Source organism: Streptomyces sp. NPDC048637, from assembly GCF_040650675.1.
In the GTDB taxonomy this organism is placed as follows: Bacteria; Actinomycetota; Actinomycetes; order Streptomycetales; family Streptomycetaceae; genus Streptomyces.
In genome coordinates, this window is the sequence record NZ_JBEZHQ010000002.1 from 245,810 (window position 1) to 266,348 (window position 20,539).

The 20,539-nt window shown below is 71.2% G+C and carries 26 protein-coding genes and 1 tRNA gene; 5 read left to right on the forward strand and 22 right to left on the reverse strand.

Features of this window, described 5'->3' with window-relative positions; translation table 11 throughout:
* Positions 1–59 precede the first annotated feature (59 nt).
* Positions 60–338 carry a hypothetical protein gene (locus AB0C46_RS03920; RefSeq protein ID WP_362825477.1) on the reverse strand — a complete coding sequence of 93 codons (279 nt, stop codon included), beginning with the start codon at positions 336–338 and terminating at the stop codon, positions 60–62.
* 395 nt (positions 339–733) lie between these two features.
* Between AB0C46_RS03920 and AB0C46_RS03925 the strand changes: the two genes are divergently transcribed.
* Positions 734–1,009: a GntR family transcriptional regulator gene (locus AB0C46_RS03925; RefSeq protein ID WP_362825479.1), complete on the forward strand. Its 276-nt coding sequence runs from the start codon at positions 734–736 to the stop codon at positions 1,007–1,009.
* Between the two features lie 102 nt (positions 1,010–1,111).
* Here the strand turns inward: AB0C46_RS03925 and AB0C46_RS03930 are convergent, their stop codons facing one another.
* The 5 genes from AB0C46_RS03930 to AB0C46_RS03950 all read right to left on the reverse strand — a co-directional run bounded on the left by AB0C46_RS03930 (position 1,112) and on the right by AB0C46_RS03950 (position 5,205).
* Positions 1,112–1,495 (reverse strand): hypothetical protein, encoded by a 384-nt coding sequence (locus tag AB0C46_RS03930; RefSeq protein ID WP_362825481.1) that lies wholly within the window; start codon positions 1,493–1,495, stop codon positions 1,112–1,114.
* Between the two features lie 117 nt (positions 1,496–1,612).
* Positions 1,613–1,972 (reverse strand): hypothetical protein, encoded by a 360-nt coding sequence (locus tag AB0C46_RS03935; RefSeq protein ID WP_362825483.1) that lies wholly within the window; start codon positions 1,970–1,972, stop codon positions 1,613–1,615.
* 80 nt (positions 1,973–2,052) lie between these two features.
* Positions 2,053–3,312, reverse strand: a complete 1,260-nt coding sequence (locus AB0C46_RS03940; protein ID WP_362825484.1) for an amidase domain-containing protein — start codon at positions 3,310–3,312, stop codon at positions 2,053–2,055.
* A 2-nt stretch (positions 3,313–3,314) separates the two neighbouring features.
* Positions 3,315–3,632, reverse strand: coding sequence for a type VII secretion target (locus AB0C46_RS03945; RefSeq protein WP_362825486.1), 318 nt, complete (start codon positions 3,630–3,632; stop codon positions 3,315–3,317).
* Positions 3,633–3,882: 250 nt separating this feature from the next.
* Positions 3,883–5,205: an amidohydrolase family protein gene (locus AB0C46_RS03950; RefSeq protein WP_362825487.1), complete on the reverse strand. Its 1,323-nt coding sequence runs from the start codon at positions 5,203–5,205 to the stop codon at positions 3,883–3,885.
* 73 nt (positions 5,206–5,278) lie between these two features.
* On the opposite strand from AB0C46_RS03950, the gene AB0C46_RS03955 reads away from it, so the two are divergent.
* Positions 5,279–5,830 (forward strand): MarR family transcriptional regulator, encoded by a 552-nt coding sequence (locus tag AB0C46_RS03955; RefSeq protein ID WP_362825489.1) that lies wholly within the window; start codon positions 5,279–5,281, stop codon positions 5,828–5,830.
* Between the two features lie 166 nt (positions 5,831–5,996).
* On the opposite strand, the gene AB0C46_RS03960 is transcribed toward AB0C46_RS03955, so the two are convergent.
* The 6 genes from AB0C46_RS03960 to AB0C46_RS03985 form a co-directional block, all read right to left on the reverse strand.
* Entirely contained in the window at positions 5,997–6,470 is a 474-nt protein-coding gene (locus tag AB0C46_RS03960; protein WP_362825491.1) for a VOC family protein, read from the reverse strand.
* A 161-nt stretch (positions 6,471–6,631) separates the two neighbouring features.
* A complete protein-coding gene (locus AB0C46_RS03965) occupies positions 6,632–7,480 on the reverse strand; it encodes a hypothetical protein (RefSeq protein ID WP_362825492.1) in 849 nt (282 codons plus the stop codon).
* 707 nt (positions 7,481–8,187) lie between these two features.
* On the reverse strand, positions 8,188–9,024 hold the full coding sequence (locus AB0C46_RS03970; protein ID WP_026169669.1) for an RNA polymerase sigma factor SigF: 837 nt from the start codon (positions 9,022–9,024) through the stop codon (positions 8,188–8,190).
* Positions 9,025–9,214: 190 nt separating this feature from the next.
* Entirely contained in the window at positions 9,215–10,024 is an 810-nt protein-coding gene (locus AB0C46_RS03975; protein ID WP_026169670.1) for an RNA polymerase sigma factor SigF, read from the reverse strand.
* Between the two features lie 222 nt (positions 10,025–10,246).
* Positions 10,247–10,540, reverse strand: coding sequence for a Dabb family protein (locus AB0C46_RS03980; protein WP_018089849.1), 294 nt, complete (start codon positions 10,538–10,540; stop codon positions 10,247–10,249).
* Between the two features lie 134 nt (positions 10,541–10,674).
* Complete coding sequence (locus AB0C46_RS03985) at positions 10,675–10,839, reverse strand: hypothetical protein (protein WP_018089850.1); 165 nt, start codon at positions 10,837–10,839, stop codon at positions 10,675–10,677.
* A 532-nt stretch (positions 10,840–11,371) separates the two neighbouring features.
* On the opposite strand from AB0C46_RS03985, the gene AB0C46_RS03990 reads away from it, so the two are divergent.
* Positions 11,372–11,854, forward strand: a complete 483-nt coding sequence (locus AB0C46_RS03990; RefSeq protein ID WP_362825494.1) for a hypothetical protein — start codon at positions 11,372–11,374, stop codon at positions 11,852–11,854.
* Between the two features lie 229 nt (positions 11,855–12,083).
* Here the strand turns inward: AB0C46_RS03990 and AB0C46_RS03995 are convergent.
* The 4 genes from AB0C46_RS03995 to AB0C46_RS04010 form a co-directional block, all read right to left on the reverse strand.
* A tRNA-Ser gene (locus AB0C46_RS03995) sits at positions 12,084–12,170 on the reverse strand.
* 79 nt (positions 12,171–12,249) lie between these two features.
* A complete protein-coding gene (tadA, locus tag AB0C46_RS04000) occupies positions 12,250–12,750 on the reverse strand; it encodes a tRNA adenosine(34) deaminase TadA (protein WP_362825496.1) in 501 nt (166 codons plus the stop codon).
* 69 nt (positions 12,751–12,819) lie between these two features.
* Positions 12,820–13,365, reverse strand: coding sequence for a hypothetical protein (locus AB0C46_RS04005; RefSeq protein WP_362825795.1), 546 nt, complete (start codon positions 13,363–13,365; stop codon positions 12,820–12,822).
* A gap of 210 nt (positions 13,366–13,575) precedes the next feature.
* Complete coding sequence (locus AB0C46_RS04010; RefSeq protein ID WP_362825497.1) at positions 13,576–13,794, reverse strand: hypothetical protein; 219 nt, start codon at positions 13,792–13,794, stop codon at positions 13,576–13,578.
* Between the two features lie 175 nt (positions 13,795–13,969).
* Here AB0C46_RS04010 and upp point away from each other — a divergent pair, with 175 nt between their 5' ends.
* Positions 13,970–14,605 carry a uracil phosphoribosyltransferase gene (gene upp, locus AB0C46_RS04015; protein WP_127152181.1) on the forward strand — a complete coding sequence of 212 codons (636 nt, stop codon included), beginning with the start codon at positions 13,970–13,972 and terminating at the stop codon, positions 14,603–14,605.
* 76 nt (positions 14,606–14,681) lie between these two features.
* Here upp and AB0C46_RS04020 read toward each other — a convergent pair whose 3' ends face one another.
* The 3 genes from AB0C46_RS04020 to AB0C46_RS04030 form a co-directional block, all read right to left on the reverse strand.
* Entirely contained in the window at positions 14,682–15,332 is a 651-nt protein-coding gene (locus AB0C46_RS04020) for a LytR C-terminal domain-containing protein (RefSeq protein ID WP_362825499.1), read from the reverse strand.
* A 156-nt stretch (positions 15,333–15,488) separates the two neighbouring features.
* Positions 15,489–15,785, reverse strand: a complete 297-nt coding sequence (locus tag AB0C46_RS04025; RefSeq protein ID WP_006604254.1) for a type II toxin-antitoxin system VapB family antitoxin — start codon at positions 15,783–15,785, stop codon at positions 15,489–15,491.
* A gap of 183 nt (positions 15,786–15,968) precedes the next feature.
* A complete protein-coding gene (locus AB0C46_RS04030) occupies positions 15,969–16,595 on the reverse strand; it encodes a DUF4232 domain-containing protein (protein WP_362825500.1) in 627 nt (208 codons plus the stop codon).
* A gap of 346 nt (positions 16,596–16,941) precedes the next feature.
* On the opposite strand from AB0C46_RS04030, the gene AB0C46_RS04035 reads away from it, so the two are divergent.
* Positions 16,942–18,429, forward strand: a complete 1,488-nt coding sequence (locus AB0C46_RS04035; RefSeq protein WP_362825501.1) for a nitrilase-related carbon-nitrogen hydrolase — start codon at positions 16,942–16,944, stop codon at positions 18,427–18,429.
* A 5-nt stretch (positions 18,430–18,434) separates the two neighbouring features.
* Here AB0C46_RS04035 and AB0C46_RS04040 read toward each other — a convergent pair whose 3' ends face one another.
* The 3 genes from AB0C46_RS04040 to AB0C46_RS04050 are packed head-to-tail and all read right to left on the reverse strand — an operon-like array spanning position 18,435 to position 20,341.
* Positions 18,435–19,097 (reverse strand): hypothetical protein, encoded by a 663-nt coding sequence (locus AB0C46_RS04040; protein ID WP_362825503.1) that lies wholly within the window; start codon positions 19,095–19,097, stop codon positions 18,435–18,437.
* The gene (locus AB0C46_RS04045) at positions 19,094–19,798 is read right to left on the reverse strand and encodes a sigma-70 family RNA polymerase sigma factor (RefSeq protein ID WP_362825504.1); all 705 of its coding nucleotides are present in this window, start codon (positions 19,796–19,798) and stop codon (positions 19,094–19,096) included. The genes AB0C46_RS04040 and AB0C46_RS04045 overlap by 4 nt, the downstream gene beginning before the upstream one ends.
* Before the next feature lie 30 nt (positions 19,799–19,828).
* Positions 19,829–20,341, reverse strand: a complete 513-nt coding sequence (locus AB0C46_RS04050; RefSeq protein ID WP_362825505.1) for an LAETG motif-containing sortase-dependent surface protein — start codon at positions 20,339–20,341, stop codon at positions 19,829–19,831.
* Between the last annotated feature and the right edge of the window lie 198 nt (positions 20,342–20,539).

Below are 20,539 nucleotides of genomic sequence, written 5' to 3' on the forward strand. Positions count from 1 at the left end.
TGATCTTTCTGCCCGCCGGTTACGTCATGCGTCGGGCCTCTGATCCTTCTTCCTGCTGGTTACGTCACCCGCCCGCCCCTGCTCTCCGCGATCCGCAGCGCGTCCCGAAGCGCTTCACACGGCCTGTGGACGCAGAACCGGAGTTCCCGGGCGGTCGCCTCCGCTGGCCCGTTCAGCAGCGCAGCCGTGTGCTGGAGCAGCTCCTCGCCGGTGCCGAGCTGAGCCTCTTCCATGTCATCAGCGAGCTGCGACAGATACCCGCCGCTCTCATCGCTGGAGAGGTAACAACGCTGCCCGTCCGGCCCGTTCCAGGGCAGCAGCCGCATCCCGCCGCTCATGAGGCGACCGCCATCCCACGCAGGAACGCCCCCTCGCGCCGCGCCTCTTGGCGCTCGTGCGCCAGGAGGTAGGGACGCACGAGGCGGGTGGCCTCGCCGTCGAGGGGGGATTCGGGGCGGTGGGGGAGGAGGGGCTGGCGGGGCAGCCGTTGTGGCCGGCATGTGACGGTGGGGGCGGGGCGAGTCCGGCGCTGCCTTAACCGGGCGAGGAGGCTGCGCATAGGGTTTTGCATGTCGACGCTCCTTGAACGGCGTTGGCCGTGCCCCGGGGGTGTTGGCGCACCCGCCGGGGTCTTTGCGGCATCGAGTCTCGTGCAGCCTGGTACCCCATGGCACCTCTTAGCGCCCCTTAGTACCTCTCGCCTGCCATGGTGTGGCGTGCCTACCTTGTTCACGTGATCGAATTTGCACCGGACCGGCCTCGGTGGCGGCAGGTCGCCGACGTGATCCGCCAGCGCATTGCCGACGGCACCTACCCGCCCGGAACGCGCGTCCCGTCTGTGGTCGAGATGCTGGAGGAGTTCGGCATCGCCACGACCACGGGCCAAAAGGTCCACCGCGGACTGCGTTCCGAGGGGCTGATCTACACCGAACCCGGCATGGGTTCGTTCGTCTCGCGGAACGCCGCCGAAATCCTCAAAGCGGCGGCCCGGTCCTCCGACGACTCCTGAGGCACGGAGCGGCGACCGGGCGCCTGACGCGATCCATCTTTCGCGCCCCTCGTGGCTTCCAGCGCCATGACGGGGCCGCCACGGTGCACCTGCGACACCCTGCTAGACGCAGCTGATGGGCCCACCGGGCGACGGCTGGTACAGGTACCAGACCGCGATGAACTGCAGTGCCACCAGTGGGACGTCAACGACGAGGGCGGCAATCGCGAGCTTGCCCGGCCAGCTGTCGCCCACCCATGTGTCGCGCCGCCCGGCGCGCCTGGCAAGCCACCAGAACAGTGCGAAAGCGAGCATCCCGCAGGCCAGCGCGCCGTAGGCGCTGAGGTAGATCTGCCAGGTCAGCGGGAGGTCACCGCAGTGTGCCCACTCCGCGGCGATATGCGCGTCGTCAGCCTTGCTGTACGCACTGAGACCGCCCACGCCGAGTAGCGCGAACAGCGGGACCAGCAGTAGGGAGCGCCGGGTGCTGGTTGAGGTGTCAGTCATCAGTACCGATCCGGGTGTGGGCGGACGATACGCACCCGCTGCCTGTCCCTCGCCCTTCTCCACTGCCGGGAGACGGCCTTGCAAACTCGCGTTCTGATTCCAGGGGCGCGTCAGGTCCTAGCCCTCACACAGCGTCTTCCCGATGTTCGCGGCTGCCTCGGCGGCGTCCATATGGGCCACGACCACCATTCCGGCCGTCAGCAGGACCATGAGGCAGGCGATAGCGAAGAAGAGCGTCGAAACCATGCTCTGCCAGCCACGACTGGGGTCCTGCCCGGCACGTCGTGCGGACCGGAACATCAGCAGGTGGACGGTCACCGCGAGGGCGGCCGCCACCAGGCCGCCGTAAGCGGCGGCGAAGTTCGTCCACGGCAGCAATGTGTAACGGCAGGCCGCCGACTGGAATTCATGGTGTCCGTTGGAGAGTGACACCGACGCAAAGAAGCCGACGATTGCCGCCGCCGAGAGCAACGGCACGGAGAGGATCATCATCGCCCAGCGTCCCGAGGGACGTGGTGCCGGCGTCGCGGGTTGCGGTCTCGCTTCGGTCGTCACTGTCAGTACCAATCCGGGTGCGGGCGAACGATGCGGATGTTCTGCTGCCCTTCGGCCTTCTCCGTTGCCGGGACCCGGCCCTGCAGACTCACGTTCTGGTAAGAGTCTTGGTGCTGGGTGTACTTGACCTCGCCGTCCGGCATCACGGCCGTGACGACGGCGGCGTGGTGGGTGTTGCCACGCTCGTTCTCGGCGTCGGGCCCCTGCTGCTCGTAGTAGATGATGTCGCCGGGCCGCGCCTGGGACTGGGGGACTTCCTCCCCACCGTGCTTGAGCATGATGTTCTGCTGGTTCTCGGCTCCGGCCCAGGTCTTGGAGTAGTACAGCTTCGTGTCGATCGAGTCGATGCCGATGCCGCCGGTATTTCCCCATGTGTCGTCGCCCCGGGCCCCTGACCAAGGGTCGATCTTTTTCTGCATGCCCGCGTGGTCCAGCGCCTGGGAGACGAAGTTGGTGCAGTTGTTGTCGAACTGGATCGGATCCTGCTTGTTCCAGTTCTCCAGCGCGTACTCCACCATCTTCACCCGGTCGAACTTCCCATCCGTTCCGCGCATTTCACGCTTCGTGCTCTCGGGAATGCCGTCCAGCTGCGCGAGTTTTACGGGCTCGGCGCGCATCATGTCGTACTGCTGCTTCTCGCTCAGGCTGTTCCACCAGGCACGTACCGCGGCCGGGTCGGTGTTCGCCTTCGGGATGTCGGCGGCGAGCATGTCCATCTCGACATGCGAGGCGCGGTTCTGCTCTTTGAGGGCCTTGTCCGGGTCGCTGATGCCGACCGTGCCTGCCAGCCGGTACAGCTCGGCCGCTGTCTTTTCGTCCGCTTCCGTCGCCTGCCGCAGGGCCTGTTCGCGCAGGGCGACGATGTCGTTGTACGCCTGCTGCTTGTCCGCGCCCGCGTTCGGGGCGGGGCACTCCAGCGGCATGCCGTCATCGCCCACGGGAAGGTCGTGGGCCCGGGAGAGGTCGGTGATCTGGCATGCGAGGCTCATCGCCGTGTCCAGGCTGGTGTGCATGCCTTCCATGACCATTTTGACGCTGAGCAACAAGTCGTACGCCGACTCCAGTTGATTCGCCAGCTTCACGAAGTCGCCGGCCGCCGCCGCGCCGAGCTCGTCGGCCCAGTTGTCGGCGAGGGGCTTGGCTCCCTGCTCGCGTACGTCGTTCGCGGCGTTCAGCGCGTACTTCGCCAGCGCCGCCCAGTCGTCCGCGGCGTCCTTCCACTTCCGGGGGTGGGCGCTGATGAGGTCCGAATACGTGACCACGGTCAGTGCCTCCCCAGGTCCTTCACACCGGCCCTCAGCCGTGCGACCGCTTCCTGGTCCGCGGCGTCGTAGCCGTCGGCGGAGTCCTGCAGCCGCTGCCCCAGTTCGCCCATCCTCTTGGCGAGCTCGATCATGTGGTCCTGCCAGGCGGTGCGGCACGACTCCACAGCGTTTCCGGACTTCCAGAACATGGCGTCGAAGTAGACGTCCTGAGAGCTGTCGAGGCTGTGTGACAGTCGCCGTTGGGTGTCGCTCGACAGCGCCTTCATGTCATCGCCGGTGCTGCGGACCTTCGCCGTGTCCACCCGTATGTCACCCACTGGTGCCCCCCGTTGTGTTCGATCCCTCTCCGCGCATGGCCATGCGCATGACCAGTGCGCCGTACATGCATACCGTAGGAGGGGTGGACAGGAGGGCGTTGGAGGGGATCTCACCAGGCGGTTCTGCCTGAAATTGGGTCAGATCTGTAAGGGGTGCGCGAGTGGCCCACCGAAGCCGAGGGGCGCCGGCCTCGCCGTGCGGCTCCCCGTATGGGGCCCGGCGCTCCGGGCCCCCAAACGGGCGGCGGGCTCAGCCCGCGCCCACCAGTCGCTCCGCCGTCCGGTGTGCCGTGGCCAGTACGTCGCCCAGCTGCCCGTGGACCAGCTGTCCCGCGCGCTTGACCGGGCGTCCGTCCACGAGGACCGTGTCGACGTTCCCGGGATGGGCGGCGGTCACCACGGCTCCGATCGGATCGTGGGCGACCGGGGCGAGGTTGAGGGCGTCGGCGCGCAGCAGCACGAGGTCGGCGCGCTTGCCGACGCCCAGGGAGCCCACCTCGTCGGCCAGGCCGAGGGCCTCGGCTCCCTCCGCGGTGGCCATCCGGAGTACATCGGCCGCCTTGATCGTGGGGGTCCCCGTCTCGCCGTCACCGTCGAAGTGGCTGCTCATCAGCGTGGCCCGCATCAGCGAGAACATGTCGCCCGGCGCCGAGGTCACCGCGTCCGCGCCCAGTCCCGTGGGGATGCCCGCCCGGCGCAGCCGGCCCGCCATCGGCGCGCCGAAGCGCATCGAGGCCTCGATCGCCGGCGTGATCGCCACCGCGCCGCCGGACTCGGCGATCAGCCGCAACTCGGAGTCGGGCAGTGCGTTGCCGTGCACGTACAGGGTCTCGGAGCGGAGCAGGCCCTGCTCCTGCAGCGCGGCGATCGGCCACTGTGCCACCGGCCCGGCGTTCACGTGGACGGCGAGCGGCAGCTCCAGCTCGCGGGCGAGCAGCCAGTCCTCCCGTACGGTCTCCGGCGGGGTGAAGGAGGGGCCGACCGGGGCCAGCGCCATGGTGACCAGGCCGTCGCCTGCGGCGAAGTGGTCGGTGCGGGCCCGCCGTACCCAGTCGGCCTGCCGGGCGGTGTCGTCGAAGACGGGGTAGCCGTAGCCGAAGACGGCGCGGATGCCCGCCTCCCGCAGCGCCTCCACGGCTGCCGTGCAGTGCTCCGGGGAGTACTGCACATGGGAGAAGTCCTGCACGGTGGTGATCCCCGCGTCCAGGCACTCCAGCGCGCCGAGGAGATTGCCGGTGTACACATCGGCCGGTGTGAAGCGGCCGGAGAGGTCGCCGAGGATCCGGCCGAGATAGCTGTCGAGGCTCTCGTCGACCGCGGCGGAGCGCAGTACGGCCTGCCACAGGTGCCGGTGGGTGTCGACGAAGCCGGGCAGCACGATCAGATCGCGGGCGTCGACCACTTCCAGGCCGGCGTCGGTCTCGTCGAAGGGCAGCCCGCGGCCCACGGCGGCGATCCGGCCCTCCTCGACGAGTACATCGGTGTGCGGGTGGACGACGGGGTGGGGGGCGGTGTCGATGACCAGGCCGCCGCGCAGAAGCAGGCGCGGTGAGTGGTGGCGCTCGATTCCCATGGCAAGTCACCCTCTACACGTTCGGAAGAAAGCTTTATAGAAAGCTATCATGGTGCTGATCTATCCTGCCGACGTGACTGCACCACCCGGACCGCGACCTGACCCCGTCGACGCGCTGATGGACGCCTGGCACACCGAGCTGCCGGACGTGCTCCGCCCGACCACGGAGCTCTCGAAACGCATAGCCCAGCTCGCCCGCGCCCTGGACCAGGCCACCCGTGGTGTGCTGCCCGAACTCGGCCTGACCGTCGCCGAGTTCGACATCCTGGTCGCCCTGCGCCGGGCGGGCGAGCCGTACCGTATGAAGCCGAACGAACTGGCCCGTGCCCTGCTGCTCTCCTCCGGCGGCATCAGCAACGTCGTCAACCACCTCGCCGACCGTGGCCTCGTCCGCCGCGAGCCTTCACCGGACGACGGCCGGAGCACCATGATCCGGCTGACCCCGGACGGGGTGCGGACGGCCGAGCGCGCCGTCCGCGCCAACGCCGACGCCCACGAGGCCGTCTTCGCCGAGGCCTCCCCCGCGGCCGTGAACGCGGCCACCCGGGCCCTGCGCGAGGTGGACATGCGCCACAGCCCCGCCCCGCGCCCGATACGGACCGGACGGAATCCCAGCCGGTCCTGATTCCCTCGGGCCTGCGGTGGCAGTGGGCCGCGGATGGTGGGCCGCGGGTCGTGGGCCCGGGGCGCGGTAGTCGTGGGCCCGCTAGTCCGGGGAGCGCCGACGAGTCCCGGGCCACGATCGGTCCGGGACTCCCGTGACGCGCGGGTAGTCGCCGGAAGGCGGCCGCCTAGGCCTCGTCGGCGGCTGCCTGGAGCGCGGCGATATCGATCTTCTTCATGCCGAACATGGCCTTCATGGCGCGGGCTGCGCGCTCCTGGTCCGGGTCGTTGAGCAGCTCCGCCATACCGCCGGGGGCCACCTGCCAGGACAGCCCGTACTTGTCCTTCAGCCAGCCGCAGGGGCCCTCTTCGCCGCCCTCGGAGAGCTTGGCCCAGTAGTAGTCGATCTCGTCCTGGTCGGCGCAGTTGATCATCAGTGAGATCGCCTCACTGAAGGTGAACTCCGGGCCGCCGTTGATCGCGAGGTACTCCTGGCCGTCGAGCTCGAACTCCACCGTCAGCACGGTGCCGACCGGCCGCGGGCCCGCCTCGTTGTAAAAGGTGACGGTCTTGATCTTCGAGTTCGGGAACACCGAGCAGTAGAAGTCGGCGGCTTCCTTGCCTTGGGTGTCGAACCAGAGGTTGGGGATGATCTTGGGCATGGTCTGCTCCCTGAGACGGTTCGCGGCCGGTGGCTGCGTTTGTGCCTCTATAGACCGTCGCACCGCTCGGAAGTCATCGCTATTCAGGGACGGTGTTTTCGCGGCCCGGCCGCGGGCCCCGGTCGCGAGCCCAGGGGCCCCGGCGGCCCGTCCCGGCGGCCTCACTTCCAGGTGAAGGTCACGTCCTTGGTGTCGATGTGCATGCCCGCCGGCACCCGCCAGCCGTCCACGCACACCCGCCAGCTGCCGGCCTTCTTCCTCCCCGGGGCGAGCGGCAGCGGAAGCTTGTGGGTGGACGTGACCGTGGCCCAGTCGATGCCGAGGGCGCCGATGATGTGGGTCCCGAAGGTGACCGTGCCGGCGGTGACGGGCCGGTCACCGGTGTTGAGGAAGTCGAGGGTGACCCGCTCGCACCAGCGGACGTCGGTGCCGAACCGGCCGGGCGTGCCGATCAGCAGGCCGTCGGGGGTGTCCGGGCCGGACGGGAGGGTGGGAGAGGGCGGTTCGGGGGCGGGGGAGCCGTGCGGCGGGCTGGGATCGCCGGGGTGCGAGGGGGCATCGGGCGAGCCCGGTGATGACGGGGGCGTGGTGCCGCCGCCGTGGCCGGGGTGCGCTCCCGCGGGGGACGCGGAGGAGCCGGGCCGGGCACCGGATGCGCCGGGCCTGCCGGACGTCCGTACCCCGTCGGCCGCGTTCCCCTTGCCGGAGCCGGTGGCCGCCCCAGCACCGGGCCGGCCGCTCTCCCTGCCACTGCCACTGTCGCTACCACTGCCGCCGACACTTCCGTCTCGGCCGCTGCTGTGCCGTCCACGGTCCCCGTCACCGTCCAGCGGCGTCAGCTCGACGCCGTTCTTGGGCGGTACGGCATGGTTCGGCACCCGGCCGTCGGCGGGGCCTGCCGCGCCCACCGCGGCATGGCCGGTGTCTGCCGCGCTCCCGCAGCCGGTCAGCAGGACACCCAGACACAGCACGGCCGCGGAGGCGGAGGCAACAGTCGTTGTCCGTCGCATCGGGCCAGTGTTGCTGACGGTGCGTCAGGTGTACAGAGGCCGGACGAGGCCGGACGAGGCCGGGCGCGGCCGGGCGCGCGGCTCGGGTGTGGCCGGATGATGACCCTGGTGTGACCGGTGTGACCGGTGTGACCGGTGTGACCGGTGTGACCGGTGCGACCCCCGCGACCCGTGCAGCGACGGGCCCTTGAGCTCACCTTCGGCCGAGCTTCCAGCGTCGGCCGGTTGACGCTCACAGGCGACAGGCGACAGGCGACAGGCGACAGGCGACAGGCGACAGGCGACAGGCGACAGGTGACAGGTAGCGGCCAACGGACGACGGGCACGGACGGACGTCCGGCAAGGCCCGCATCAAGTCCCTGTTCGCCGGGCTGCGTTCGGAGATCCACGAGGACGGCACGGACGAGGGGTGCGTCGCTGGGCGCTGACCGTTGTCCCGCGCATGAGCCGCGATGTCGGCCGAACCCGGGGGCGCGGTATGCGGTATTCCGCATGCGGCGGCACCCATGCTGAGGCCGCGAGGGCGGCGGGGCTACGGATCCATGGACGGGGCGCACGAGCCTCGTACGGCCCGTGTAGGCCCTTCGGGCAGCCGGGGCGCGCATCTCCCGCGCGGCACCCCCGCTTTCCTCCTGCTCCTCCTGCTCCTCTTACAACTGTCCGCCGAGCGGCACGAAGCGCCGTACAGCCCCTCGGCGGACCGTTCCTCAGTCGGAGATGAGGCCCTCGCGCAGCTGCGCCAGAGTGCGGGTGAGCAACCGGGAGACATGCATCTGGGAGATGCCGACCTCCTCGCCGATCTGGGACTGTGTCATGTTGGCGAAGAAGCGCAGCATGATGATCTGGCGCTCACGGGCCGGGAGTTTGGCCAGCAGGGGCTTGAGGGACTCGCGGTACTCCACGCCTTCCAGGGCGCTGTCCTCGTAGCCGAGGCGGTCCGCGAGGGAGCCCTCGCCGCCGTCGTCCTCGGGGGAGGGGGAGTCGAGCGAGGAGGCGGTGTACGCGTTGCCGACGGCCAGCCCGTCGACGACATCCTCCTCCGACACCCCCAGGCACAGGGCCAGTTCGGGAACGGTCGGGGAGCGGTCCAGCTTCTGGGAGAGCTCGTCACTGGCCTTGGTGAGGGCGAGCCGGAGCTCCTGGAGCCGGCGCGGGACCCGCACCGACCACGAGGTGTCGCGGAAGAAGCGCTTGATCTCACCGACCACGGTAGGCATCGCGAACGTCGGGAATTCCACGCCGCGTTCGCAGTCGAAACGGTCGATCGCCTTGATCAGACCGATCGTGCCGACCTGGACGATGTCCTCCATCGGCTCGTTGCGGCTGCGGAAACGGGCGGCCGCATAGCGGACGAGCGGGAGGTTCAGCTCGATGAGCGTGTCGCGGACGTACGTACGCTCCGCGCAGTCCTTGTCGAGCGAGGCCAGCCGCAGGAACAGGGAGCGGGAGAGCGTGCGGGTATTGATGGCGTCGTCGTCATGCACGTGCGGTGCGGGCGCGGGAATCGCGGGAAGCACCTTCGAGCTGCCCAGTTCTACGGACATGCCACCCCCTTGAGGTCGCGGTCGGGTCGCTGCGGCGTCCTCGGACCGGGGTGGACCGAGGAGTGATACCTCCACCTGAATACCGGAGGCAGCGCCGCGGCAAACGCGGTTCCTGCAGAATGTCACATGTCGGCAACACGCTGTAGCGCCATGTCGACATATCTGTGCAGGATCGGGTCGCCCGTCCCGGCTATGCGTCGATCCTGTTTGCGGATCGCAGCCGAGCGAAGCTCCGCGACAGTAGCCGCGAGACATGCATCTGCGACACCCCTAGCTCCGCACTGATCTGTGACTGCGTCAGATTGCTGTAGTAACGCAGCAGAAGGATCCGCTGCTCGCGCTCGGGCAGCTGGACCAGGAGGTGCCGTACGAGGTCGCGGTGCTCGACGCCGGCCAGCTCCGGGTCCTCGTATCCGAGGCGGTCGAGCAGGCCGGGCAGACCGTCGCCCTCCTGCGCGGCCTCCAGCGAGGTGGCGTGATACGAGCGGCCCGCCTCCAGGCAGGCCAGTACCTCGTCCTCGCCGATCTTCAGTCGCTCGGCGATCTCGGCGGTGGTGGGGGAGCGGCCGTGCAGCACCGTCAGGTCCTCGGTCGCGCCGTTGACCTGGACCCACAGCTCGTGGAGACGGCGTGGCACATGGACCGTGCGGACATTGTCTCGAAAGTAGCGTTTGATCTCGCCGACGACAGTGGGCATCGCGAAGGTGGGGAACTGGACGCCCCGGTCCGGATCGAACCGGTCGATCGCATTGATCAGGCCGATGGTGCCGACCTGGATGACGTCCTCCATCGGCTCATTGCGGCTGCGGAAACGCGCCGCGGCATAGCGGACCAGCGGGAGATTGGCCTCGATCAGTGCGGCGCGGACCCGGGTGTGCTCGGGGGTACCGGGCTCCAGGTCCGTCAGCTCCGCGAACAGCACCTGCGTGAGCGCCCGCGTGTCCGCGCTTCGGCTCTCGCGGGATGGAGCCTTGGGCGCAGTACGGGCCGTCACGGTCACGCCACCCTTCACAGTGCATGTATCCGGCAAAAGCGGTCATAGCATCACAAGACATGTGCACTGTGTGCAAGCACCCCATAACGCCGTGTTGAACAGAGAGTTGAGTGGGTGTGGGGCGCCATGCCGGCGGCTGGGTGGCGGCGGGGGCCCGGGGGTACGACAAAGCCCCCCACCCACGGGGGGCGAGGGGCTCGGCGGGACGGGCCGGGGGAGTGCCGCGGCTCAGAATGCGTAATCGGCGATCACCCAGGTGGCGAATTCACGCCACTGGGCAGCGGCCGCCTGGTGGGCCGGGTGCTCGATGTACCGCTTGAGAGCGTCCTGGTCGGCCACGGCCGAGTTGATCGCGAAGTCGTAGGCGATCGGGCGGTCGGTGATGTTCCAGGCGCACTCCCAGAACGCCAGCTCCGGAATCTCGCCCTCCAGTGCCGCGAACGCGCGGACGCCGGCCTGCACCCGCTCCTCGTCGCGGGAGACACCTTCGTTGAGCTTGAACAGGACCAGGTGGCGGATCACGGGAGCCTCCGTGCGGCGGACGAGGCGCAGCCGGTCCGGTCGGGCGGCTGGGCCGGGGCTGGGGCGCCGGCCGACCACGGGCCGGTCCGGTCGCCGGGCGGCCCCCAGGTCCTGCCGGCCGGGGCGGGCGGTCCCTAGTTGATCAGCTGGGTCATGAACTCGCCGACGCCCTGAGCGGCGGACGAGATGCCCTCGAAGCCTATCTGCACCATTTCGGCGGCCCGCTGCGGGGAGGTGATGATCGTGTACAGCACGAAGACAATGATCATGTACAACGCGATCTTCTTCGCCTGCGCCATCAGTCCCGTCTCCCCTACGCAGTCCCCTACGGCTGTGCCTGCAGTTCCCGGTTGCAGTCGGGCGAGTGTAACCACACGTGTTCGATCTCGGGAGTCGAGGCTGCGGGCCGCCCGCCGGGTACGTCCTCCACCGCCCGGCACTGATCCGGACTTTATGGACCAAAGACCCACCAAAGGGGGTCCTTCGCCTGCCTGTTGGGACGGCTCCCAGGAGGCACCCTGAAAGAGGTGGGCCGGTGGATCTGGCAGGAATCCACGGCCCCCGGGACCGGAGCCTCGCTGCGGGGTCCGCGCCAGTACCGTCCCCTGACGGCGGCGTGGGCTTGAGGCGCGGTCCTCCTCGGGGGGAGCGCCGTCCTCTGACGCCGCCTCCCCAGCCGAGCAGGAGCTCCGCCTCCGAGCCGTCCCTGGCCACCAAGGGGGACGCCAGGAAACGGCCCGGCGGCGGGGCTCCGTCGTGTGCGGCGACAGGCGCCGGGCCGCGGCACATAATGGCGGGACGCTCGTCCCAAGGGGGAACCGAAGGATGCCCATGAACTCCGCATCACCCGCGCCCGATTCGTCCCACCGAGCCGCCCGGCCGGCCCGCGGCGGCCTCCGGCTGCCCCTGACGCGGCGGCCGGCCGTCGTGCTGGCGCTGCTGGCCGGTCTGCTGGCCGCGGCCGTCGCACCGGCAGCGGCAGCGGGCCGCAGCGCGGGGGACACCGCACGGGCGGTGGCCACCGCGAGCGCTCCGGGCCGGGGCGCCGATGCCTCCGTACGGCTCGCCGCCGCTCCCGCGCAGCCCGTCTCGCACCGCCCTCACCGTGCGCATCACGCGCCGCACTTCTCGACGGTCGCCAAGTCCAAGGCGTCGAAGTGGAAGTCGAAGGCGAAGAAGAAGGGCAGCTTCTTCAAGAAGCTCGGCATCGTCCTGATCGTGCTGTTCGTCCTCTTCCTGGCACTGGTGATCGTGGCGGTCTGGCTGCTCGTGCGCTTCTTCCGCCGCTCGCGCAACAGGCGCAGCGCCCAGTAGACACCTGCGGGCCACCCCGGCCCCGCGGCGGGCCCGTCCCGGCGGGCGCGCCGTTTTTCGTGTGCGCTGTCCACGGCTCCCACCAGGTCCGGTGGTCCCGGTACCACGTGATCTTCTCGGGGAATTGGTACGGACATCGGTGCGGACGAAGGCGTCTGTCGGTCGTCGCGGCCCCCGGACATGACGAGGGCCCCGATCCTGGTGTGGATCGGGGCCCTCGCCCTCTGAGCGGTAGCGGTGGGATTTGAACCCACGGAGGAGTTGCCCCCTCACGCGCTTTCGAGGCGCGCTCCTTCGGCCGCTCGGACACGCTACCGAGAGAGAGCTTAGCCCAAGGGTGGCCGTGCGCCGAAATCGGATTCCGGAGGGCGGCTACCGGGGGCTCCGGCCGCCGGTCAGCGCTCGCGGAAGAAGGCGGTGAGCAGGGCCGCGCAGTCGGCTTCGAGGACGCCGGTGATGACTTCGGGGCGGTGGTTGAGGCGCCGGTCACGGATCACGTCCCAGAGGGAGCCGGCCGCGCCGGCCTTGGCGTCGCGGGCGCCGTAGACGACGCGGTCGATCCGGGAGAGCACGATCGCGCCGGCGCACATCGTGCACGGTTCAAGGGTGACGACGAGTGTGCAGTCGGTCAGCCGCCACTCTCCGACCGCTTGGGCCGCCGCGCGCAGCGCGAGGATCTCGGCGTGGGCGGTCGGGTCGCCGGTGGCCTCGCGTTCGTTGTGGCCGGTGCCGAGGACCGTGCCGTCCGCGGACAGCACGACGGCGCCCACCGGGACGTCGCCGGTCCCGGGGGCGCGGGCGGCCTCGCCCAGCGCCTGCCGCATCGGCGCGATCCACGGATCGCGCAGCGGGTCGGGGGCGGGGGAGGGAAGAGAGGCGGATGGGGGGACGGTCATGTCCCCAGTGTCGGGGACGTGACCGGGGCAGGGCCGGCAGCCCCGGGGGCAGGAGCCCGGCCGGGCGGCTCAGCGCACGGCTTCCAGGACCTCCGTGCAGCCCAGCGAGTCCGCGATGGTGCTCAGCGCATCACCGTCGAGGGCCAGCAGCTCCTTCTCGCTGACCCCCAGGTCGGCCAGCAGGGCGGCATCGCCGAGCGGGCCGTGCGGCGGGCCGTCCGAGCCGTTCACCGCCTCCAGAGGGTTGTCGTCCTCCACTGTGTTGTCGGATTCGGGTTCGCCGTCCTCCGTGCCGTCCAGGTCGAGGCTGTCGAGGTCGTCGGTCGCGTCGTCCTCGTCGCGGCCGAGCAGCTCGTCGGTCAGCATCGCGCCGTACGAGCTTCTGGCGGCGATGGCGGCGTTGGAGAGGAAGACCCGTGGGTCGTCCTCGCCGTCCACGCGGATGACGCCGAACCAGGCGTCCTCCTGCTCGATGAAGGCCACCACCGTGTCGTCGTCGACCGCCGCCTCTCGGGCCAGATCGGCCAGATCGGTCAGCGTCTCCACATCGTCGAGCTCCGTATCGCTCGCTTCCCACCCGTCTTCGGTGCGCGCGAGCAGTGCGGCGAAGTACACCGTGACTCTCCCACTGGTCATAGGCGTGCCGGGCCGGGCGGGGCGGCGCTGCACGCCGTTGGTCCCGCCCCTTCGGAATCGTGGCAGAAACAACGCGTCCGCGCGGGGTCTTCGGCGCTGCGTCGTGCGGAGGTTGTGAGAGATGTCGCTCACGTGCCGCAGCGCGAGCGGGGGCGCGAAGGTGTTCCGCTACCGGCGCAAGGGGCTCCGCTACCAGCGGAATGTGCGCATCCGCATGGCCTGGCGCATCCGCTCGGCCCGTGCGCGGCGCGGCTGGACGCGGTCCCGCAGCTCCTTGGCCTCGTGCAGTTCCCGCAGAAATTGTGCGCGGCGCCGTCGGCGCGCCGCTTCGGTCCCGGCGTCCGGGGACGGGTCCTGCTTGCCGGAGACGGCGTCATTCGTGTCATCGGTCCGCTGACGGTCGGGCACACGCACACCACCTTGGGCGAGCTCTTCGCCCGATGACGGAACGGCCAATCGGGCGTACGTGCCCACATTCCCTCCTTTCAGTGGTTTGATGCCGGCCACCTCGCGCTGTCGCGCTCGCCCGCCGGGAGGTGCACGGCGGGCGCCGGGGCCTTCCGGCTCGGTTACTGTCGATGTCATGCGGATCCACGTCGTCGACCACCCGCTGGTGGCGCACAAACTCACCACTCTGCGCGACAAGCGCACCGACTCCCCCACCTTCCGGCGGCTCGCCGACGAGCTGGTCACCCTGCTCGCGTACGAGGCCACCCGCGATGTGCGTACCGAACGGGTCGACATCGAGACCCCGGTGACGGCGACCACCGGTGTGCGGCTGTCGCACCCGCGCCCCCTGGTCGTCCCGATCCTGCGGGCCGGTCTGGGCATGCTGGACGGCATGGTCCGGCTGCTGCCCACCGCCGAGGTCGGCTTCATGGGGATGGTCCGCAACGAGGAGACGTACGAGGCGCACACGTACGCCACGCGGATGCCGGACGACCTCTCGGGCCGTCAGGTGTATGTCGTCGACCCGATGCTCGCCACCGGCGGCACGCTGGTCGCGGCGATCCGTGAGCTGATCAAGCGCGGTGCGGACGATGTCACCGCGATCTGTCTGCTGGCCGCGCCGGAAGGCGTCGAGGTCATGGAGAAGGAGCTGGCCGGGACGCCGGTGACGGTGGTCACCGCGGCGGTCGACGAGCGGCTGAACGAGGCCCGCTACATCGTGCCGGGCCTCGGCGACGCGGGCGACCGGATGTACGGCACCGCCGGCTGAGCGGGCCCCGCCTTTCCCACCTGATCATTGTTCGGGCCCTGCACCACGGGTTGGTGCAGGGCCCGTCCGTGTGCGGTCAGCACTTGGCGTCGGCGGCCGGGACCGGGGACGGATGGGTCAGCAGGGACAGGGACTTGGCGGCGGCCTGCTGAGGGGCCAGCGCCTTGAAGGAGTCGCCGATGATCAGGTCGAGCTCGGCGCCCTTGCGGTCGTCGGTCTTCTGCTGGGCGCCGGTGAGCTGGGTGGCGAGCACCTTCAGCGGGCCGTCGACCGCCGCTTTGGGGCCGAGCAGCATCCCGATGCCCTTGACCTTCTTGTCGTAGGCGGCGGGAGCGTTGCCCACCTTGCCGATCTTGAAGCCGCGCTTCTGCAGATCGTCGGCGGTGCGCTTGGCGAGTCCGGAGCGCGGGGTGGCGTTGAGGACGTTGACGGTCAGCGTGCCGGGCGCGGGCAGCTTCCGGGCGGCGGTCTTCGCCTGGGCGGCGTCCGCCTCGGCGCCGTCCGGGCACTTCTGTTTGTCCTGGGCGGCGTGGGCGGTGCGGGTCCGGCCGCCGAAGACGTCGATGAGCTGCAGGGTCCCCCAGCCGGCCAGACCGAGGGCGCAGGCGGCGGCGACGAGGGAAAGAACGATCCGGCGACGGTGGCGGGGACGGCGCATCCGCGGATACCTGTCGCCCGTGATGCGGTACTTCTTACCGCCCATGCCTGGGGGCGTCAGCATGCTCATGGGCGCAGCGTAGTGCGGGCGGAGGTCCGTGCCTACTAGATGATCAACGCGTGGCGCGAGACCCAACCCAAAAGGGTCAATTCGGGCAGGGTGGGTTGGGCGGTGCCGGGCGGTAAGAGGTGATTTCCGGCCTGTTGGCCAGGGAGGTTCGGGGCGTCAGTCGAGTTCGAGCACGCGGGCGTGCAGAACCTGGCGCTGCTGAAGGGCCGCGCGTACCGCGCGGTGCAGCCCGTCCTCCAGATAGAGGTCGCCCTCCCACTTCACGACATGCGCGAAGAGGTCGCCGTAGAACGTCGAGTCCTCGGCGAGCAGCGTTTCGAGGTCGAGCTGCTGCTTGGTCGTCACCAACTGGTCGAGGCGTACCGGGCGCGGGGCGACGTCCGCCCACTGGCGGGTGCTCTCCCGGCCGTGGTCCGGGTACGGCCGGCCGTTTCCGATGCGCTTGAAGATCACACGGAAAGCCTACCGGGCGAGCGGCACCGGGCGCAGCCATGCCGCAGCAGTGCAAAAGGATCATTGGCGGCAAATTTGGATCATTGGGGAGTGGAGGCCCGGCAGATATGGCCGGATGCGACCCGAACGGCCTAGGGAATGTCCTGTCGCGGCGGGCGCCGGCCCGCCTGTCGCGTCCGGGCGTCACCACTTCCGGGTGGCCGCCAGGCTCGGCTGCCAGTACGTGACCGTGGCGGTGTGCGGGTCGACACGGACCGGGAAGCGGCCGTCCAGGCCGACCTGGGTGGGGGTGGCACGGGCCGTCAGGGCGACGCCGAACTGGGAGACCTTTCTGCCCCGGTGGTGCTTGCCGTCCGGCCCGGCGGCGGAGGTGGTGATCAGGGCGTACGCGGTCCTGTTGGGCGGCAGGGAGACCACGGCCGGCGGTTCGCTGGCCGCGATCTCCGGGAGGGGGGCCTGCCGGTCGTCGCCGAACCGCAGCAAGGGGTAGGGCTGGGCGGCGAAGGTGCAGGGCCGGTCGGAGAAGTTGGTGACCGTCAGCAGCATGCGGTGGTTCCGCCGCGGCATCGCGCCGGCATGGAAGGTGAGCATCTCGGGGGTACAGGCGACCAGGCCGTCCGGGCCGGCGGGGGGCGGGTTGCCGCCGCCGTTCGCGGACGGCGGGGTGGGGGCCGGCGATACGGCCGTGGCGGCGCCGTCGGCCTTGTGGCCGACGTCGTCGTGGCAGCCGGTGGTCAGGGCCAGCGTGCTGGTGACGAGGAGAGCTGCTGCGGCGGCGGCCCGGCGGGCGGTGGTGGCAGTGATGGGCATAGGGGCTCCCCGGACGGTGGCGTGTACCGACCTTCGGTGCGGGTGCTGGCGATCGGCTAACGCCTGGCTAACGCACCCCGGCGTGCGGTCCGCCGCACCCGGGACTGGACGAAAGTCGGGGGTCGTTCCTGCCGAATGGCAGCGGTGACGAGGGGCCGTGGCCCCTAGCGTCCCGGTACGCGTCGAGCGATGCGTACGCGGAGGGCGAGAGGGGAGCGGCGTGCTCGGAATACGGGAGCGCAGGAGAGAGGGCGGGGGAGAGGGAGAGAGGAAGGCCCGGGGGAGCGGGGTGGGGCGGGCGGTGCGGGTCCGGCCGGGCGGGCGGTGGCTGTGGGGGGCGGGCACTGTGCTGCTGATCCTCGCCGTGCACAGCAACTGGCATATGGCGTCGGCTGCCTGGCTGTTTCCGGTCTTTCTGCTGCGCTATGCCGGGCTGCGGCCGGCCCGTCACGGGCTGCTGCGCGTCGGATGTGCCCTGGGCCTTGCCCAGTTGGTGTGGCTGGTCTCGACGGGGATGGCGTTCGTGCCGTCCGTACTGGCGCTGTTCGCGGTGCTCGCCGTGGTGCAGACGCTGTCCTTCGCCGCCGACCGGCTGGTCGCGGCGCGCTCCGGCTCGATGCGCTCGACGCTGGTCTTTCCGGTGGTCCTGGTCTGCGGTGAGTATCTCTTCACGCAGCTGGCCGGCTTCGGCGACTACGGGGTGCTCGGCTTCACCCAGCACGGCTTTCTGCCGCTGGTCCAACTCGCCTCCGTCACCGGTGTGTACGGGGTCAGCTTCCTGGTGGCGTGGACGGCCTCGGTCGCGCACTGGGCCTGGCGGCGCGGCTTCCGGTGGCGGGAGATCCGGCGCGGCGCGGTGGTGTGGGCCGGGGTCTCGGCCCTGGTGCTGGGCGCCGGTGGCGTACGGCTGGTGTGCTTCGCGCCGACGACGGACACCGTTCGGGTCGCCGGCATCAGCGCCGGCCGTGCCGCGGAGCGGGCCACCGAACGGGCGCTGCACGCGGCCGGGCAGGAGCTGTGGCGGCCGCGGAACCTGGTGCGGGCCGATCCGCGCCGGGTCCGCGCGGCGCTGGCGCCGGTGGCCGACGATCTGGTGGCGGCCACCGACGGGGAGGCGCGGGCCGGTGCGCGGATCGTGGTGTGGCCGGAGACCCAGGCCGGTGTGTTGGCCGACGGCCGGCAGCGGCTGCTCGGCCGGGTCGCCGAGATCGCCCGGAAGCGCCAGGTCTACGTGAACACCGCCTTCGCCCTCTACACCCCGCAGCCGCCCTACGTGCGCAATGTCGCCGCCCTGGTGACACCGGAGGGGAAGGTCGCCTGGACCTACGACAAGACGCACCCCACCCCGATGGAGCCGATGACGCCCGGCAAGGGGGCCGTACCCGTCGCCGGTTCGCCGTACGGGCGGCTGGCCACGGTGATCTGTTACGACACCGACTTCCCCAGGCTGATGCGGCAGGCGGCGGACAAGGGCACCGCCCTGATCATGGTGCCCGCCAACGACTGGGCAGGGTTCGAGTCGCTGCATGCGCAGCGGGCCGTCTTCCGGTCCGTCGAGTACGGCTATGCCATGGTCCGGCAGTCCGTGCACGGCGTCGCCACCGCGGTGGACCATCAGGGCCGCACCCGGGGCATGGCGGACTACTTCACCGCGGACCGGCAGACGCTGGTCGCCCAGGTGCCGGTGCAGCCGCGGACGGACACCCTCTACAGCCGGACCGGTGATCTGTTCGCGCTGCTGTGCCTGGGCGGGACGCTGCTCGTGGTGGCGCTCGGGGTGTGGGGGCGGCGGCCCCGTGCCGGTGTCCCCGGAGCAGGTGAAGACTGTCCGTAGCATCCTCAACTCGACGATGTTGTAGGGGAGTTGTTCTTCTCGCCGCCTTGTGGTGCGGGGGTGGTGGCGGACGGGGTCGCGGAGGACGGCGGGGCGGTGCCGGAGGGACGGCCGTCCGGCTGCCCCGACGGCCGGGCCGTGGGGGGCTCCGTGGGGAGGTTCCGCGGCGGCCGTGCCGAGCCGGTGGCGGGGGGCGGCGAGCCGGAGGGCGTGGCGCTGCGCCCGCCGCCCGCCGACGGCTCGCCCCGCGACGGCGCGGGGGTCGGTTCCGTGGGCGTCGACTCCGGTGACGGGGTGACGGAGTGCGGCGGCCGCGCGGGCAACGGCCGGTCCGGCGGGCCGTCGGGGGCGGTCGCCAGATAGCCGAGCGCGACGGCTGCGCCCGCGGCGGCCGCGGCCAGCGGCAGCCCGAAACGGCGCAGCCAGGGCTGGCGTAGACCGGGCAGCCGGCCGCGGCGCAGTGCGGGCCCCGGGGGCGCGGCGGGCCGCAGATCCCGGATGCCGATGCTCTCGGCGCGCGCGGTGAAGGCCCGTCGCAGCCGGTCCTCCACGGGGCGTTCGGCCACGCTGCCGAAATCGGGGCCGGACCCGATGCCACCCCCACCGCCTCCCGGGCTGTCTCCCGGGCCGTCTCCGGTGCGGCCGATACCCGTGCCGGGGCCGTTCATGACCGCGCCTCCAAGATCTTCTCCAGCGAGTCCAGGGCGCGGCTGGCGAGGGATTTCACCGAGCCGCGGCTGATGCCCAGCGTCGTCGCGATCTGCGCCTCCGTCAGATCGCCCCAGTAGCGCAGCACGAGCACCTCCCGGCGGCGGGCGGTCAGTCCGCTCAGTGCGGCGAACACCTCCCGGTGCTCCTCGTCCAGCACGATCCGCTCCTCGGCGGACGGCGCGTCCGCCTCGTACGGCGGGGTGTACGCACGCGCGGTCCGCCGGCGCCGCAGCACCGAGCGTGCGGCGTTGACCACCGCGGTGCGCAGATAGGCGAGCGCGTTGTCGACCTCGTCGAGCTGCTCGCCGTGCCGCTTGTAGAGCGCGGTGAACGCGTCCTGGACGACGTCCTCCGCGGTGGCGCGGTCGTCGACGAGCAGGACGGCCAGCCGGACCATGTTCAGCCGGTGTGCGTGGTACAGCTCGCTGATCGTGGGGGCGGGATCGGGCGGCGCGGTGCCCTCGGCGTCGGGCAACCGGAGCTGGGAGCCGGCCGGTTGGCCGTACGCGGCAGGCCGGGCCGGGTGCCCGGGGCGTGGCGTCTCACGGTGGGCGGCGGCCGGGCGGGCGGTGCGCAGCAGCCACCGCCACAGGGCAGGCCGGAGCCCCGGCAGGGCGAACCGTACCGGGGCGTGGTGCGGGGCGGCGGAGTACTCCATCGCTTCCTCGGGCGAGCGGTGGGGAGCGGCTCAGCCGCGGCGGCGGCGGACCGCGTAGACGGTGCCGCCACCCGCGGCGATCAGGGCAGCGGCGACGCCGCCGAGCGCCATGGTGGTCGCGGAGGAGGCCCCGGTGCGGGCGAGTTCCTTGTCGCTGCCCTGTCCGTTGGCGGGGGTGGGGCTGGGTTTGCCGGGGGAGGACGGCGTGGCGCTGGGCGGCTGCGTTCCCGGGTGGGTGGGGCTGGCGCTGGGCCGCGGGGCGCCGGGGGAGGAGGGCGGGGCGGTGGCCGCCGGCGGGGTGCTGGTGTCCGGCACGGGCCGCGCACTGCCGTCGGTCGGCTGCGGGACGGGCGACGCGGACGCATGGCCGGTGGACGGGCGCGGCGATGCGGCCGTGTGGTCCTCGGCGTGCGCGGTGCCGGCCGACAGCGCGGCCAGGGCGAGCGCCGCGACCAGCCCGGCGCCGGCCGCACCGCGCAGACGGGGGCGGGCGGCGTACGGCCGGGCGGCGGAGGTGGTGCGGAAGGTACGGGTGGACTTCACGGTCGGCTGCTCCACGTTCATCGACGGGGCGGCGCCGGATGGCGCCCTCACCCCTGACGACGTGCGGCGGGGGCGGGGGTTGCCGGGCGGAGCAAGAATTCTTCCGCCGGGCCGCGCCCGCCCGCCGACGGGCCTCAGCCCACGCTCTGCAGCAGCTTCTCCACGGCCTTGACCCGGTCGCCCAGCTCGGCCAACTGG

Bases quoted from the DNA above. Each gene is read 5' to 3' on its own strand.
- AB0C46_RS03920 (WP_362825477.1), bottom strand. From the start codon at position 338: ATGAGCGGCGGGATGCGGCTGCTGCCCTGGAACGGGCCGGACGGGCAG.
- AB0C46_RS03930 (WP_362825481.1), bottom strand. From the start codon at position 1,495: ATGACTGACACCTCAACCAGCACCCGGCGCTCCCTACTGCTGGTCCCG.
- AB0C46_RS03950 (WP_362825487.1), bottom strand. From the start codon at position 5,205: ATGGGAATCGAGCGCCACCACTCACCGCGCCTGCTTCTGCGCGGCGGC.
- AB0C46_RS03960 (WP_362825491.1), bottom strand. From the start codon at position 6,470: ATGCCCAAGATCATCCCCAACCTCTGGTTCGACACCCAAGGCAAGGAA.
- AB0C46_RS03965 (WP_362825492.1), bottom strand. From the start codon at position 7,480: ATGCGACGGACAACGACTGTTGCCTCCGCCTCCGCGGCCGTGCTGTGT.
- AB0C46_RS03970 (WP_026169669.1), bottom strand. From the start codon at position 9,024: ATGTCCGTAGAACTGGGCAGCTCGAAGGTGCTTCCCGCGATTCCCGCG.
- AB0C46_RS03985 (WP_018089850.1), bottom strand. From the start codon at position 10,839: ATGGCGCAGGCGAAGAAGATCGCGTTGTACATGATCATTGTCTTCGTG.
- AB0C46_RS03990 (WP_362825494.1), top strand. From the start codon at position 11,372: ATGAACTCCGCATCACCCGCGCCCGATTCGTCCCACCGAGCCGCCCGG.
- tadA (WP_362825496.1), bottom strand. From the start codon at position 12,750: ATGACCGTCCCCCCATCCGCCTCTCTTCCCTCCCCCGCCCCCGACCCG.
- upp (WP_127152181.1), top strand. From the start codon at position 13,970: ATGCGGATCCACGTCGTCGACCACCCGCTGGTGGCGCACAAACTCACC.
- AB0C46_RS04020 (WP_362825499.1), bottom strand. From the start codon at position 15,332: ATGAGCATGCTGACGCCCCCAGGCATGGGCGGTAAGAAGTACCGCATC.
- AB0C46_RS04030 (WP_362825500.1), bottom strand. From the start codon at position 16,595: ATGCCCATCACTGCCACCACCGCCCGCCGGGCCGCCGCCGCAGCAGCT.
- AB0C46_RS04040 (WP_362825503.1), bottom strand. From the start codon at position 19,097: ATGAACGGCCCCGGCACGGGTATCGGCCGCACCGGAGACGGCCCGGGA.
- AB0C46_RS04045 (WP_362825504.1), bottom strand. From the start codon at position 19,798: ATGGAGTACTCCGCCGCCCCGCACCACGCCCCGGTACGGTTCGCCCTG.